Raw genomic sequence first — 16642 nt, forward strand, 5'->3', positions numbered from 1 at the left:
ATATCCTGACAAAGTCGCAAGGCAAAAACACCTTGTATTTGTCAGGATATTTCCGGTTGGTTCTGCAGGGATTAAAATTCATTATTTCCCGGCAAACCATTTTTCTAGGGAAATATAAAGTTATTTATAAAAATCCAACTTCACATATATGAAGTGGCTTTCTATCTTTTTATCTCAGACAATCTTACCTTTCTGTCCTCGTTAAGTGACAGAGTAAGTGCGTCTGCAGTTGCAATAGCCACTCTTGCTGCCTTTCCTGTAAGCAAAGGAAGGAATTCATCACTGACCTCAGCTCCATGCAAAACATCATTAAATAATTTCATTTCATTCTTCATAATACTGTGCAGCCACATTGGCGGTTTCTTACCCGGCTTTCCATACATTATGGCACCATCCATTTCGGTTCCATGGTATATTCTTGTACGATCATCATCCTCTTCCTGTGTTTCATGAACTAAGAAATGTTCTGTTTTATCTCCTATTCTAAGAGTTCCACCACAATCATACATATCTATTTTAATAGCACCCTTTGTGCCCTGAATCAGTACATAGTGCTGTGGCCAGTGAAAAGCTGAACCATATTCAAGTAGAGCAAACTTCTTATTGGGGAATTCCAAATTTATAAAGAGCATATCATACTCATCACCAAATTCTTCACCCTGATGTGCCACATTTCCACCTGTCATTGTTAACTTTTCAGGCTCACCCATTATAAATTGAATACATTCAAGTTCATGTATATGATGCTACAAATGTCCACCTGATTTTTCACGAATTTTCTTCCAGCTTATACTCTCCTGCGGCTCTTCCCACCCATTTCTAGCTGAATGGCAGTACAAAACATCTCCTATTACCCCATCATTTATAAGCTTCTTCGCATATCTTACGCCTTTAAAAAAGTTCATAACATGTCCTGCCATAAATCTTACACCATGCTCCTCACAAGCCTTTACCATCTCATCACAATCACTGTATGATAATGCTATAGGCTTTTCACAGAATACATGTACCCCATGCTCTGCGGCCTTTATTACAGGTTCCTTATGTAGGTAATTCGGTGAAGCCACTATAACTGCATCTACATCTTCTCTACTATATAATGTATCCAGATCTGTCTCTACATCACAGTCTAATTTCTTAGCTATTTTATCTGCATTATCTGGGTCAAGCACTTCAACTATTCTTGCATTTTTCTGCTCATTCATTATTCTACCCAATTCTGCACCAAAATATCCTGTTCCTACAAGTACATATCCTATCCTGTCCATTTTCAAATAATCCTCCGATTTTATTTTACTGAGCCCTCTGTCATACCGCCGGCAATATATCTTTGTATGAATGTAAAGAATATTACAGATGGAATAACCACGATTGTAGATGCCGCCATCATACTTCCCCAGTCAAGAATTTCAGCACCTTGCAAAGACTTCAGACCTACTGAAACTGTCATTAAATTTGTACTGTTTATAAGAATTAATGAGTATAAAAACTCATTCCATGCATTAATAAATGTGTATATCGCTGTTGCTACTATTCCCTGTGCTACAGGAGGCAATACTATCTTAACAAATGTCACAAGCTTGTTTGCTCCATCAACTCTTGCAGCCTCCTCTATTCCAATAGGGACAGTCTTGAAAAATCCTACCAGCATCCACACTGCATATGGCACACTGAATGACAAATACACTATTATAAGTCCAACTCTCGTATTTGTAAGACCAATTTTTGCCATTACAAGTGAGTATGGTATTGCAAGCAGTATGGGTGGAAACATATAAGTTGTAACTAATACTCTTGACATAATATTCCCAAATTTCGGGAAAAATCTGACTATACCATAGGCTGCCATTGAAGATACCGTTATTGCAATTACTGTAGTTATCAAAGCTATTACAAGGCTATTTCCGATATTTACAGTAAAGCCCAGATTATCTATTACATTCTTATAATTAGCCAGTGTAAATTCCTTTGGTAAGAATGATGTAGGACTTGAAGTCAACTCTCCTGCCGCCTTTACCGAAGAAAGTATTACCCAAACCAGCGGAAAGAAAGCAATAACAGATAAAATAATAAGATATAAATGAAAAATAAATTTCCGATTTTAGATTTATTCTTTCCCATTATTACTTATCCTCCTTTTCCCATCTGTCTATAACCTTGAAATACAATGTACAAATAATTAATAAGAATATAAGTAGCAGCATTGTTACTGCTGATGATTTACCAAGTAGCTTAGTGCCCCAACCCATATTATAAGCATATATAGGTACTGTTGTTGTAGCATTTGCAGGTCCACCACCGGTTATTAAATAAATCAAATCAAAGTTGTTAAATACCCAGATCGTACGAAGCACTACAAGCAATCCTACAACCACCTTGATATGAGGCAATGTTATACTCTTAAACTGCTGCAATTTGCTTGCACCGTCAATTTGAGCAGCTTCATATTGATCGGTAGGTATGGTTTGAAGTGCTGAAAGTACATTTACCATAATCATAGGTGCACCAAACCATACATTTATAAATATCAGAGTTCCAAAAACCAGACCACCATCACTCAAAAATTGTGGCAACTCAGATGCCATTCCAAGATTTACAAGTAAGTTTGGAATAAATCCTGACACACCGTTTCAGATCCACTTCCAAGCAAGTGCTATTACTATTGATGGAAATGCCCATGGTATAATAAGCAATATTCTATAAATACCTTTAAATCTCTTTACCCTGTGTAATGCCAGTGCTGCAGTAAAACCTATAACTATCTGTCCTAGGAGAGAGCATATTGTCCACAGTATTGATATCAAAAATGCTTTATAAAAATTAGGATCTGACAGTATGGAAATATAATTCTTAAAACCTACAAATTTATAGCTTGGTTTAGTCAAATGCTTTGTAGTCAAACTAAAGTATGAGCTTGAAAATATAGGATAAACAAGCAAAGCTCCAACAATTATTAAAGCAGGTAGGACAAACAGCCATCTTGAATAGTTTGATTTTAATTTCTCTCTCATCAAGTTTTCCCCCTTTCCTCAAAAAATGCCCCATTGTCTAAACGGGGCATTTTCAAATTCGCTATTGAACTGAGTCAAATATCTCATTTAGTTTATCTTCTGCATTTTTAGCTGTGGTTTTTACATCAGTACCATTTGTTATAATATCCTGGAACATTCCTTCTATTACACCTTGAGATGTCAACAGACCTGCTTGTACGCTTGGACCATGCTCAAAGCCTATTGCTGTACCCATTTGTACTGCATTAGCAATAACTGCTTCCTCATTAGCAAACTTCTGTATAGTTTCATTAGACTTATATGCTTCTGAATCTGATATACCTGTTATTGCCGGAAGCATTCCAACTGGTGTTGCCGCTAAAAATTCTGTATATGTATCTGTATCGTATAATGTTTTCATAAATGCCTTGCATATTTCAGGATGCTCTGATTTTGCCCATACTACCATAGGTATATTTGAGGTTTCAGCACCGTAATCCGGATCATCCGACTTTATCTTAGGAAGTGGTGCACATGAAATCTGGTCTACTAAGTCCGGTGAATTAGTCTTTATACCTGAAATCTGGAATCCGCTGTTAAAATCAAAAGCTGTCTTACCCTGATAATATAAATTTGCCTGATCAAGCACTGCATAGTTTACAGAGTCCTGTGGAGAACAGTTTTTATAGATATCAAGCCAGAAGTTAATACCTTCTATAGCTTCATCACTTGTCAAATTGGCTTTCAAATCATCTGTCAAAAGGCTTCCACCTGCACTACGAACATAGAAGTTTAAAAATCTTGTAGCCATAAAATCATTTGATCCACATGGGAAAGAACATCCATATACACCATCCTTTGTAAGAACCTTTGCAGCTGTTGTAAATTCATCCCATATCTTTGGCACTTCAAGGTTTGCAGCTTCAAGAAGATCTTTCCTATACCACATAACCTGCGCATGTGAATATAATGGTATGGAATAGCAAACTCCGTCCTTTTCTCCCTCCAAAAGAGCTGTCTTTGCAAATTTATCTCTTCCTATTCCATCTATGAGATCATCTAAAGGTACTATAGCCTCTGAATCCATCATTTCAACCACATGACTTTGTAGTGCGGTACTCATATCAGGCACATTTCCGGAAGCAAGTCCTGTTGTCCACTTTGTATAAAAATCTCCCAATGAAAATGTTTCAATATTAATCTTAACTTTTGGGTTTTCTTTCATAAAATTATCAGCAGCCTTTTGTATAACCTCAAGCCTTGGTCCCTGTGTAAAAGAATGCCGGAAAGTAATTTCTCCATCCAACTCTTTTACTTCTTCAGTCTGACTGCTTGTATTTGATTTAGTTGTTTGCTGATTACCTCCACAATCCACTACTGATGATGTCAATAATACTGCTGTCCGCTCAAAAATCTCTTTTTCATATCTGCCTCCAATAAAATTGTATTTTTATCACAATATTAAATTATAATCCGTTCCTTTGTGATAAATGTTCTTGATGATGATATTATATTATATTTTTTAGTATATTTCTATAAAGTATACTCTCAATAATAGCATAATACACTTGTTAAAGAATCTTATTTATCTATATTCTAATTCTACTGTAATATTCTTACATCAAAATAAAACAGATATTTAAATGAAAATATCCAATAAAATATCTGTTTTTTTATAAATTATTTTGTTTTTTAGACTTAAAAATAGCACATCACACTTATACTATTCTTTTGCAGCTACTCTGTACTGTCTAGGGGTACATCCAAATGCCTCTTTAAACTCTCTAATAAAATAGTTAGGATCCTTGTAGCCTATATTATATGCAATCTCATTTATAGATGTATTACTTACCAATAGTTTTCTTGCAGCAGTTGTCAGCTTCAAATCCTTTATATATACCATAGGCGATTTTCCAACTTGTTCTTTAAATAGTGAACTGAATCTTTGCTTACTTAACTCTGCCATATCTGCCAGAATCTGAGGTGTATAATAATTACTCTTACATTAATTACCTTAAATATATCATAAAGAAACTTAATTTACTATGTAAAAATAGAGAAAACTCCAAATAAAATTGGAGTTTTTATTTATCTATTCAGCTTTAATCGCAGAACCGCAGTAATCACATTCACCAACTTCACCCTTTCTCAGTGTGTTAATTCCGCCACAACCGCTGCACTTAACTGTCACCATTTCTGTAGGGGTAGCCTGTATTGGTGTATTATAAGGAATATTTGCCCTTTGTTGTTGTACTGCAGCAGTATTCTGACGATTTAAAATTTTTATGCAATTTGAGTCCTTATCAATAAATGCATTGACAAAGAATTTTTTCTTAATCATTAACTCAAGATTTTTCCTTACAACATCCTCTGATGTACCAAGAGAAGCTGCAATATCCGGAATATATCCATCCGGATCATTAGAAACTGCCGAAACATATTTTTTAAACTCTTTTATTAATTTTGATTTTTTTCTTGAAAGTGTAAAGAGCCAAACTCCCAGAGCATCAAAAATCAGACAAAATACTAGAGCCTCTATTCCACCTGATGCTCGTGTATCCGCATCAAATATATATATTAGAGTATATAATCCAAAAAAAGCAAATATTGCTATTGCTACAATCATCTGTATAATACTCACAGTTTTATTTACTACTATTGCCACCTTAGATTTATTCATATCTCTTCTCCTCTATTTAAATTTATATTTTCCCTCTCTGCATTATCTGCGTCGCAATCTTCCTATTCGCAATTAATGTATTTAAATGTACTAATTTTTTATTCATCTTTTCATGTATTGCTTCTCTTCTATCACCTACCAAAATCTCAAGCTCTTCAACAGCTTTATCTATTTCAATATCTTCCGGAAGTTTTTTTGAATTGTATGTAAATCTCAAATCATCACTTAATTTCTTAATTGTTGATGAAAACTCTCTACACTCCGGATTATTTGCCAATTTATCTAAACGCCCAACTATTACCCCCATATCAGTCACAGCTCCCATTGTAGAAGCATTCGACTCAGCTATGCTGCTACCCGCAGTAACTGAAACCAAAATCATAATTATCGATATAGTAAGCAATACCAATTCAATGACTATAAAAGAGTTAGTAAACCATTTTAATACCATCATAAATATAATAGAAATCAAAATATTTATGCTTGAATAGGCAAGTATGATAAAATAAACAGCTGACCTTACTATTATCTGCTCACACTTTTTAGAGAGCCATTCTACAAATATTAAACCACCAAAAAATGCCATTTCTGACCATATGATTGCTGTAACTGCAAGACCTGTTACACCAAGCCAATCCTTAATAAATAGTAAGAGAATAATTATCGTAGCAATAATTGTAATAATACCGCTTATTAATATAGTTTTACTTCTTCTATACAATTCTATACCCCCTATAATCTTTCACCACACTCAGGGCAGAATTTACCATCTCCCTCAATTGGTGAATTACATTTTGGACAGCATCTGGTTAATATAGTTCCACATTCAGAGCAAAACTTAGACTTTGATGAAATCTCAGCACCGCAAATTGGACAAACTCTTGGCTTTTCATAGCCACAACTACTACATTTGCTTGCATCATCTGCTATATCATTCCCACATTTCGGACAGTGATTAATCTTCCTACCACATTCAGAGCAAAACTTTGTTGTATTAGTAATACTTCCTCCACAGGCACTGCAAACCAGGTCCCCTTCTTTATTTTTCTCCGGATTCTTTTCTGTATCAAATCCGCAACTACCACAAAATCTCTGTGTTTGAGGTATTCTGGCATGGCAACTTGGACATTCTTTTGCAGCATCTCTTTGGTTTCCGAGCTGTATTTCCTGTGCCATACTACCAAATCCGGCTCCAACACCTTGGCCCATCCCAAGTCCCATTCCAAGTCCCATTCCTGCACCCATTATTGGAGCAACATTTGATCCTGCATTTCTTGCAGCACCTTCAAGAGTATCAAATGATCTCTCCTGCTGATAGTTGTATCCAATAATATTCATCTCAGCTCTTTTAGAAAGAGCTTCCTTTAATTTCTTAACTGCACTGTCATCTTCAGGTACACTGATCTCATTCACATAAAATGAAACCAATTCAATGCCATAATCATCCATTACCGGCTGAATTCTATCTCTCATATGTGTAGACAATTCATCAATATATGCATTTATTTCTAAAATACTGATTTGCTTATGTACCAGATATGCCGAAATAGCATCTTTAACTTTGGTTACATATAGACTTCTAAAATATTTTGTAACAGTATTTTTGTCAAAAACTCTCATCATTGCCACAAGTTTGAGTAAAAACTTTTTTGAGTCTACAATATGTATACCGAAAGCACCATTTGAACGCACCGGGGCAAATATACCATATTTAGGATCTTGAATCTGTATTGGCGTAGGGGTTCCCCATTTGATATCCAAATTGTATGCTTTATTGATATACCATACCTCTGCAGTAAATGGGCTTCTACCACCAAATGGAAGATTTATTATCTTGTTTAAAAAGGGAATATTGGCAGTATCCAATGTATGTCTTCCACCTCCAAATACATCCAATGCTTTACCACTTTTTACAAGAATAGCTTCTTGCGTATCATTTACAATTAGCTGTGTCCATGTTCCCAATTCCTCACTTGGATACTTCCAAGCAAACACATCCGGGCCACCATTATATTTAACAACTTCAATTATTGCCATTTTCACCACCCAATTTATTCCATATTCAATATATTTTAACTGTAAAAGAACTTTTCACCTCGATATTATACTATATACTATTTATATAAATCAATATAAACAAAATTTATATCATAACACATATGTATTCAATTTTTAAAATTATATTCTTATTTATATCTTATTTATTTTTAAAATAATACAATATAAAACATATATAAATAGATTTAAACACTCTTCTGCTATAGTTGTATACAAAACATATGAAACCATATTCATTCTTTACTGGACTAAATTATAATATCAATGTATACTTTACTAAGCGATATCTACTAATCTATAGTGATATCTATCTGAAAGGAGTTTTTATGGATATACCTTATAAAATTTATTTAGAAGAAAATGAAATGCCGAAATATTGGTACAATGTAAGAGCAGATATGAAAAACAAACCTGCTCCACTATTAAATCCCGGAACACATAAGCCTGTAACTTTTGAAGAATTATCACATGTATTCTGTGATGAACTAGTTAAACAGGAGCTTGATGACACAACTGCTTATTTTGAAATACCGGAAGAAATAAGAGCTTTCTACAGAATGTATAGACCTGCTCCACTTGTTAGAGCATACTGTCTTGAAGAAAAGCTTGGCACACCTGCAAAAATTTATTACAAATTTGAGGGAAATAATACCAGCGGAAGCCATAAGCTAAATTCCGCTATTGCACAAGCGTACTATGCTAAAGAGCAGGGACTAAAGGGTGTTACTACAGAGACAGGTGCCGGACAGTGGGGTACTGCCCTGTCTATGGCATGTGCATACTTTGGCTTAGACTGCAAGGTATACATGGTTAAAGTATCTTATGAGCAAAAGCCTTTTAGACGTGAGGTTATGAGAACATATGGTGCTACTGTTACACCTTCACCTTCTATGGAAACAGAAGTAGGAAGAAGGATCTTAGAAAGACATCCGGGTACTACAGGAAGCCTTGGTTGTGCAATATCAGAGGCTGTAGAAAAAGCTACTACTACCGAAGGGTATAGATATGTTCTTGGTAGCGTGTTAAATCAGGTTTTATTACATCAGTCAATTATCGGTCTTGAGACAAAAGCTGCTCTTGATAAGTACAATATCAAACCCGATATTATTATAGGATGTGCCGGTGGCGGTTCAAACCTTGGAGGTCTTATATCTCCATTTATGGGTGAAAAGTTAAGAGGTGAAAGTGATGTAAGAATCATTGCTATAGAGCCTGCATCTTGCCCAAGCTTTACAAGAGGAACATTTGCCTATGACTTCTGTGATACAGGTATGATGACACCTCTTGCAAAGATGTACACTTTGGGTAGTGATTTCATTCCTTCTCCAAGCCATGCAGGAGGTCTAAGATATCATGGTATGAGTTCTACTCTTTCACAACTTTACCATGACGGATATATGGAGGCTGCTTCAGTAAATCAGACTGATGTATTTAAGGCTGCTGAGTATTTTGCAAGAACTGAGGGAATCCTCCCTGCACCTGAGAGCTCACATGCTATCTATGCTGCTATAGAGGAAGCGAAGAAATGTAAAGAAACCGGTGAAGAAAAAACTATTGTATTCGGACTTACCGGAACAGGATATTTTGATATGGTGGCTTATGAAAAGTTCCATGACGGAAAAATGGATGACACTGTACCAACAGATGAGGAGCTAAAGAAATATGCAGATATGCTGCCAAAAGTAGAATAATATAAATTAAAAGGGCTTTATTCCATAATGACAAGTACTATGGAATAAAGCTCAATTTTATTTACTTTCTATTAAATAATATATAGCACCTATAAGGCCTGCGTCATTTCCAAGTTTTGCAGGTACTATCTCAAGTCCTTCCGAGAATCTTGGCATTACTTTTTCATGCACTTTTTTACTAAGACTTTCAATAAACTCTTTTCTACCACTCACTCCACCGCCTATAATGACTTTCTCAGGATTAAAGATATGTACAAGTGATATAATTCCAAGTGAAATATCTTCCACCCACTCATCCACTATTTGAGGAATTACAATATTTTCATTTATTGCATCAAATATCTTTCTGCCATTGATATTATCATTAAATTCCTCTGAAAATGTTGTCGGATCTTTTTCTTTTGCAGCTGCAACCTTTCTTACAAGTGCTGTGGTAGAAGCATATCTTTCCATACAACCCACATTTCCACATGAACAACTCTCTCCACTTCCATGTATTACTATATGTCCTATCTCTCCTGCCAATCCTCTTTTTCCTAGTAAGATCTTATCGTCAACTATAATGCCGCCACCAACTCCAGTGCCAATGGTTATAGCCACTATATTCTTATATCCTACTCCTGCACCCATCCATTTCTCGCCAAGAGCTGCACTGTTTGCATCATTTATAACTATAGTTTTGATAGAGTACTTCTTTTCAAAACTTTCCTTTATCTTTGATCCGACCCAGTTCTTTATATGTCCGGCACTACCTATTACTTCGCCTTTCTCAGAATCTATCTGTCCTGTGGCTGATATTCCAATACCTGATATTTCAGCAATATCAAGACCGCTTGAAGCCACAAAATAATCTGTTTTATCCAGAACAGTTTCCAGTATGGGCGTATCATATCCATCAAATGATACTGAGAACTCATCTCTGTGTAGTATATTCCCATTCTCATCAACTATGCCAAACTTTGCAGCAGTACCACCTATATCAATACCTAAATATACTTTATTCATCATAGAAATTTCTTTTTAGCATCAACTATCATCTTAGCAGCTGATTTTGCAATCTCTTTATCATCATCTGTCAATGCAACCAAAGGCTTTCTAACGCTACCTATATCAAGTCCCTCATTGATTCTAAGTACTTCCTTAATCATAGCATACATATTTCCATGTCCTGAAGTAAGAGCCGCAATAATATCATTTACACAATACTGAATCTCATTAGCAATCTTCATATCCCCACTGTTTATACATTCATCCATAGCAAGGAAAAGTTCCGGCATTGCACCATATGTTCCACCTATACCTGCCTTTGCACCTATTACTCTGCCTGAAACAAACTGCTCATCCGGACCGTTAAATACTATATAGTCATCACCGCCATCTCTAACAAAGCCCTGAATATCAAATACCGGCATTGAAGAATTCTTTACGCCTATAACATTCTTATTCTCTCTCATCTTTGCATAGAGCCCTCTGCTTAAAGCCACACCTGCAAGCTGTGGAATGTTATAAATAATAAAATCGGTATTTGGAGCTGCACTACTGTAGTCGTTCCAGTACTCTGCAATAGCGTATTCCGGAAGCTTGAAATATATGGGTGGAATAGCAGCGATTGCATCTACTTTCAGACCCTCAGCATGAGCTGCAAGTTCCATACCGTCTTTTGTATTATTACATGCAATGTGATTTATTATAGTAAGATCTCCCTTAGCCTTCATTACATTCTCAAGCACAACTTTTCTGTCTTCAACACTCTGGTATATACATTCACCCGAAGAACCGTTGACATATACTCCTCTTACCTTTTTATCAACAAAGTATTCTGTAAGCGCTCTCACTCTTTCCGGACTGATCTCTCCATTGTCATCATAACAAGCATAAAATGCCGGAATGACCCCCTTATATTTATCTAAGTTTCTCATAGCTCCTCCTTATATAGAGATAATTTATATGCTAAGAATAACACTCATTGAATAGTTTTTCAATATCAAAAATTATTTTGAAACTATTTTCTATGCTTTCTATGCTTTGTTATTTTTGCCAAAAATCTTCTAAATTGAAATGTCAATAATAAATAAAAATATTTAAAATTATAATTTTAATCCAAATCCTAACTCATAGTAATTTCCTGCATTGTCTCTATATGCATATGCCTTTCCGTTTTCATCCTTCATACTTTCAGGCATATATTTATCCTTATCATATCCCGGTACATCATTCGGACTTATGCATACTCCATTCTTATCTACAGTAATCACTTCATCTCCCCTTGGCAATGTAAGTGGAAGCTTGGCTATAGGTGAAAAATCTCCAAATATAACATCCACAACAGCCTCATCATAAGTATCAAATCCTGCACAGAGTGCATCCACATAAGGCTCGAACTCCCCCAAAAGCCATGGCAGCGATATATTTATATTTCCGACTACCTTACCGCCATTCTTATGAAGTATCTCATATATCTCTTTTATCCTCTTTGCATTTGCAACAGTGGTTTCCTCATGTGTTTCTTCCATAGGAAGCCCGTCTTCACTTACATTACAAACCGTTTTGCTATCACATATATCCAGCTCCAAATATCCCTTTGTTGCATTGAAATACTCTCCTGAAGTTGGATTTACAAGCAATATTGCAATATCTGCATCCTTAAATTCCTCTACTATATTAAGCTTATCCAAAAAGAGTTTTCTAAGCTTTTCGCTTCTTTCATTTGCCTGCTCTACATTTTTATTAAAGCATTCTATATAGACCTTCACATCTTTCTTTAAAGGAAGAATTCCGTCATTCTTTAATAAAACCACACTCTTTCTATGAGCAAGCTCTGAGACTTCTCTATCCTTCTTATCATTTATGATCTCTTCAGCTATTTTAGGATCTCTGTATGGATTATCAAATATTCCAAGTGCAAACATCTCTGTTAATGTCCTTGTTATTGCCTTATCAAGTGCTGCTTCACTCAGTGTAATATCAGCCTTTGTAAAGCCTTCTGGTATATCATGACTCTCATAATAGTCATTGCTCGCCCTGTCAATGGCTTCTTTTGTTTCTTTTACATCAAATAAACCACTTATAAGATCCACCTCACCATTGTTTATGGCAAAGGCAATTCTTTCAGCTGTATCAAGAGCCTCAACCCCCCAACACATATTGTGGACTATACCTGTATCTGAATTTATATAACCTTTAAATCCAAGCTGTTCTTTCAAAAGTTTCTTTATAAAGTAATCATTATAGGCAAATCCCAGAGGTTTCATCTCTATATCATTGCCACAAAGGTCTTTTTGGCTTGCACTCTTATCACTTGCAGGCTTGGCATAGTATGGCATTATAGATGAAACATTCTTTGCTATAGCAGCCTCAAATGCCGGAAGATGATAATCTCTTAAGCTGTTTTCTGTAGCGTATACATTCCATTGCCCTGCCTTATAATGTGGATCAAAACCGTTCTCTCTGGCACCTCCACCCGGAAAATGCTTTACAGTCATAGCCACTCCGTCAGTAGTAACTCCTTTATCACTTCCCTGAACCAATGGTACAAGCTTTTCAAATATATCTCTTATAAGTTTGGGATCCTCGCCGAATGTACCATAGGATCTTTGCCATCTTGGATCTGTAAGTACATCAGCCATATACATATAGCCTTTTTTGATACCTGTCGCATCCCATTCTTTTCTTATGGTATTTCCGAATTCTTCTATAACTCCAAGTCCCTCACCCTTTGCAATAGCTGCAATACCAAGAGTTCCCGGCCAGGTTGCAAACACACCTGTAGCATCATTCATTCCGAATATGGTCTCGCCATTTTCATTTCTTGAGTTTGAGATTATTTCAACCGGAACAAAATGCTCACATTCCTCAGCCTTTGCATTTAACTGATTTACCCAGTCTACAAGATCTTTAGGACTTGGATTCTTTCTGAATATAAGATGTCTTGCAAACCATTCCTTAATGGCAACAGATGTACTTGGCAGATTTTGTATGCCGAAGATTGTCTTAGCATTTACAAGCTCTCCCTCATCCAATACTCCTGATTCGTCAAGCTTACTCTTATCTTCCTGATCAATTCCCATTCTCCAATCACTTGCAAAAAGCAAACCTATCTTCTCATCTGTGCTTAGTACCTTCACATAACTTTCTGCCCTTTGAATTGGAGACTTTCTCCAGTCATCAAAGTCTTTAAACACTCCTGAGCCGTCTATATCCTTAAAATACAATCCGTCAATTTCCAGTATTTTTCGATCACAACTACCGATGGTTGCACCGTTTTTATTCTCAAAAAGCTTTACTCTATCTGATGCCTTTACTGCCATTTATTTTGCCACTCACTTTCCTTAAAACCTACAAAAGCAAAATCATCTCCCAAAACTATAGGTCTTTTTATGAGCATTCCATTTTCTGAAAGCAATTTGAGCTTTTCATCATCACTCATAGTATCCATTTTTTCTTTGATATTAAGTTCCCTATATAGCATACCGCTGGTATTAAAAAGCTTCTTTATAGGAATACCTGAATACTCTAAAACCTTCTTTAACTCTTCCACACTTGGAGTATCCTCCACTATATTCTTCTCTGTAAAATCTACATTTCTATCTCTCAACCACTTTCTAGCCTTCACACAGGTGGAACATTTTGGATAATGAAATACTAACATAAAACCTCCTCTAATTATCTAATCTTTCATAGTTTGCAAAATCAAAGTACGCCCTATTCTCAGAATCAAAATGATTTGATGTGGCATACATTCCAATATATGTACCGGTAAATCCCTCATTTGCTATGGAGCTAAGCACTTTCAGATCTGCATTCTCATATATCACATTATAGGTTTTACCATCGATACTGTAATAAAAACTATAGCCGGCCTCACTACCAACTACTTTAAAATAAAGCTCACCTACATACTCATTTATATAGGCTCTGGCAATCACTGATAACTTCTTATTCTTTGTCCTTCTAAGCTCAAGCTTTTTCTTTCCCAAGACATTTAACAATGTGAATGTATAGTGGTATCTGTCATCCTGTACCAAAGCAATACCGGCCTCCTCCTGATTTTTTGGCTCAAACTCCATCTTTGTATTAAACATAAAGTTCAGATGCTGCTGTCTTCTCCCAATAAATGCCGGAGTGGCTATCTCTTCCAAATTCTCATTTTTACAATGTAATGAGAGATAGCCTTTTTTATCTGCTATAGAATAGTACTCCTTTGACAATGGATGAATACTGTTCCATATAAATCTAAGCTTCTCAGAGTCAAAACTGTCAAATCCTGAAGCTACATCAGCATTAAATCTTTTTAAATTAGGAGCTTTTTCTATTTTATTCACCAACCCATTTTCATTGTTTACTCTTGGCCATCCATCATTTTCCCATATCATCGGTATAAGGAAAGTCTCCCTGCCAAGGTTAAAATGAGTATCTCCATAAGGTCTTACCCCCAGTAAAACCATCCAAAGATCACCATTGTCATCCTCTATAAGATCCCCATGTCCTACCACAGAGATTTCTCTTTGCAGGCTCAAATATCTATGGGTAACTATAGGATTCCTGTCACATGGCTCATACGGTCCAAAAATATCCTTTGATCTTGATATCATAACTGAATGATTTGTAAAAGTGCCTCCCTCAGCGACCATCAAATAATAATAACTATCTCTAAAATATATATGTGGAGCTTCTATCCATTTTGAGTGTGTATCTTTTCCGTTCCATATAATTTTTCTCTCACCTATAAACTGAAAACTTTCCTTGTCAAGTTCGCAGATATATATGCCATGGTGACCCTCATATTCAGGGCTTTCAACTATAAAATTTCCGGTATAATAAAGTCTGCCGTCAGCATCAAAAAATAAACTCGGATCTATACCGTCCGCACCCTCTATAAAAACAGGATCTGACCATTCTCCTGCCGGATCTTTGGCAGTAATAATAAAGTTATCTCTATATACTTCCCTACCTCCGGAAACAAATGTATTTATAATATAAAACATACCTTTATGATATCTTATAGTAGGAGCCCAAAGTCCCAAAGATGTTTCCACATTTTTATAATCTATTTGTTCTTCTCTTGAAATTCCATGTCCTATCTGTTCCCAATGTACCAAATCCTTACTATGAAATATCGGCAAACCCGGAAAATATACAAATGAAGATGTTACCAGATAATAGTCTTCATTCACCTTACATATAGACGGATCCGGATAAAATCCCGGTAATATAGGGTTCTCAAAAAGCATGTCCCCTCCTTTACTTATCATTGCTTATTTAAAAAATTTGAATTAAAATGGTATCTGTATTATACAAAATTTCCGAAATAATTTAAATGATTCAGTGGTGATTTATGATAGAAATACTTGAAGGAACACATGAAATAATAGATTTTAAAAGTCCACTTGGTATACGACTTTTTAATAATGGGGAATATGAAGATTATCCGGAGCATTGGCATACTGCTATTGAGATAATAATGCCTATAAAAAACGGATATCAAGTGTTTATAGGCAATAATAAATTCCATCTCAATGAAGGAGATATATTTATTATAAACTCAGGTGTTCTACATTCCCTAAAAGCTCCAAATACCGGTGAAAGAATAATTCTCCAGTTCAGTGACTATATTTTATATTCTATAAAGGGAATGGAGACATTGCTCACTCTTCTACCTGAGTATATTTTTATAAGTGAAAACAATGATGAAGACAGAATATACAGCTTTATAAAAAAACATATGGATGCTATCGCTGTAGAATACGATCAACAAAAATCATTTTTTGAAGCATCAATATATGCTTGCATTATTGAGATTTTTGTTTATTTAGGCAGAAATGCTATATGGGGCAGGACTATCACAAAGATGCCTGTATATAATAATCCTTCAAAGAAAAAAGAATATATGGAAACAATAATGACTGCTTGTAACTATATCAATGAAAACTTCACAAAAGCTATTTCTTTAGATGACGCAGCAGATATAACCGGTTTTTCAAAATTTCATTTTTCCAGAATATTTAAGCAATGTATGAACATGACATTTTATGAATATTTAAATAACAAGAGGGTATCAAAGGCTGAGGAACTTTTGGCAAAATCTGAATACACAGTGCTGGATATTGCATTAAGTTCCGGTTTTTCCTCACTCAGTGCCTTTAACAGAACTTTTAAATCATTAAAGAACTGTTCTCCCTCGGAATACAGAAAAAAAGAAGATAGCAGAAAGTTTTAAAGAGCCT

Annotated in this window: 13 protein-coding genes and 2 pseudogenes; 2 read left to right on the forward strand and 13 right to left on the reverse strand. The window is 35.4% G+C overall.

The genetic code is table 11. The features are described from left to right. Window positions 1–161: 161 nt before the first annotated feature. The 8 genes and pseudogenes from D4A81_RS11455 to D4A81_RS11490 all read right to left on the reverse strand — a co-directional run bounded on the left by D4A81_RS11455 (window position 162) and on the right by D4A81_RS11490 (window position 7707). Window positions 162–1268 (reverse strand): annotated as a pseudogene (locus tag D4A81_RS11455) (Gfo/Idh/MocA family protein). A 20-nt stretch (window positions 1269–1288) separates the two neighbouring features. Next, window positions 1289–2089, reverse strand: coding sequence for a carbohydrate ABC transporter permease (locus D4A81_RS11460; RefSeq protein ID WP_111524293.1), 801 nt, complete (start codon window positions 2087–2089; stop codon window positions 1289–1291). Between the two features lie 34 nt (window positions 2090–2123). Next, window positions 2124–3011 (reverse strand): annotated as a pseudogene (locus D4A81_RS13855) (carbohydrate ABC transporter permease). Between the two features lie 61 nt (window positions 3012–3072). Further along, window positions 3073–4380 (reverse strand): ABC transporter substrate-binding protein, encoded by a 1308-nt coding sequence (locus tag D4A81_RS11470; protein WP_242977592.1) that lies wholly within the window; start codon window positions 4378–4380, stop codon window positions 3073–3075. 333 nt (window positions 4381–4713) lie between these two features. Then, window positions 4714–4956 carry a helix-turn-helix domain-containing protein gene (locus D4A81_RS11475; RefSeq protein ID WP_242977590.1) on the reverse strand — a complete coding sequence of 81 codons (243 nt, stop codon included), beginning with the start codon at window positions 4954–4956 and terminating at the stop codon, window positions 4714–4716. A gap of 126 nt (window positions 4957–5082) precedes the next feature. Next, window positions 5083–5670 carry a hypothetical protein gene (locus D4A81_RS11480; RefSeq protein ID WP_111524292.1) on the reverse strand — a complete coding sequence of 196 codons (588 nt, stop codon included), beginning with the start codon at window positions 5668–5670 and terminating at the stop codon, window positions 5083–5085. Window positions 5671–5692: 22 nt separating this feature from the next. Beyond that, window positions 5693–6391, reverse strand: coding sequence for a hypothetical protein (locus D4A81_RS11485; RefSeq protein WP_111524291.1), 699 nt, complete (start codon window positions 6389–6391; stop codon window positions 5693–5695). Between the two features lie 11 nt (window positions 6392–6402). Continuing rightward, window positions 6403–7707: an SPFH domain-containing protein gene (locus D4A81_RS11490; protein WP_111524290.1), complete on the reverse strand. Its 1305-nt coding sequence runs from the start codon at window positions 7705–7707 to the stop codon at window positions 6403–6405. 347 nt (window positions 7708–8054) lie between these two features. On the opposite strand from D4A81_RS11490, the gene D4A81_RS11495 reads away from it, so the two are divergent. Continuing rightward, window positions 8055–9419 carry a TrpB-like pyridoxal phosphate-dependent enzyme gene (locus D4A81_RS11495; RefSeq protein WP_111524289.1) on the forward strand — a complete coding sequence of 455 codons (1365 nt, stop codon included), beginning with the start codon at window positions 8055–8057 and terminating at the stop codon, window positions 9417–9419. Window positions 9420–9476: 57 nt separating this feature from the next. Here D4A81_RS11495 and D4A81_RS11500 read toward each other — a convergent pair whose 3' ends face one another. From D4A81_RS11500 to D4A81_RS11520, 5 genes are all read right to left on the reverse strand, one after another. Next, the gene (locus tag D4A81_RS11500; protein WP_111524288.1) at window positions 9477–10427 is read right to left on the reverse strand and encodes an ROK family protein; all 951 of its coding nucleotides are present in this window, start codon (window positions 10425–10427) and stop codon (window positions 9477–9479) included. After that, window positions 10424–11338 (reverse strand): dihydrodipicolinate synthase family protein, encoded by a 915-nt coding sequence (locus tag D4A81_RS11505; protein WP_111524287.1) that lies wholly within the window; start codon window positions 11336–11338, stop codon window positions 10424–10426. The genes D4A81_RS11500 and D4A81_RS11505 overlap by 4 nt, the downstream gene beginning before the upstream one ends. Before the next feature lie 168 nt (window positions 11339–11506). After that, a complete protein-coding gene (locus D4A81_RS11510; RefSeq protein ID WP_111524286.1) occupies window positions 11507–13726 on the reverse strand; it encodes a glycoside hydrolase family 3 protein in 2220 nt (739 codons plus the stop codon). Then, complete coding sequence (locus D4A81_RS11515; RefSeq protein ID WP_111524285.1) at window positions 13717–14067, reverse strand: arsenate reductase family protein; 351 nt, start codon at window positions 14065–14067, stop codon at window positions 13717–13719. The genes D4A81_RS11510 and D4A81_RS11515 overlap by 10 nt, the downstream gene beginning before the upstream one ends. Window positions 14068–14077: 10 nt before the next feature. Beyond that, complete coding sequence (locus D4A81_RS11520; RefSeq protein ID WP_111524284.1) at window positions 14078–15649, reverse strand: glycoside hydrolase family 43 protein; 1572 nt, start codon at window positions 15647–15649, stop codon at window positions 14078–14080. 104 nt (window positions 15650–15753) lie between these two features. On the opposite strand from D4A81_RS11520, the gene D4A81_RS11525 reads away from it, so the two are divergent. Next, window positions 15754–16635, forward strand: a complete 882-nt coding sequence (locus D4A81_RS11525) for an AraC family transcriptional regulator (RefSeq protein WP_111524283.1) — start codon at window positions 15754–15756, stop codon at window positions 16633–16635. Window positions 16636–16642 lie beyond the last annotated feature (7 nt).

The organism is Lachnoanaerobaculum umeaense, assembly GCF_003589745.1.
Lineage (GTDB): Bacteria > Bacillota > Clostridia > Lachnospirales > Lachnospiraceae > Lachnoanaerobaculum > Lachnoanaerobaculum umeaense.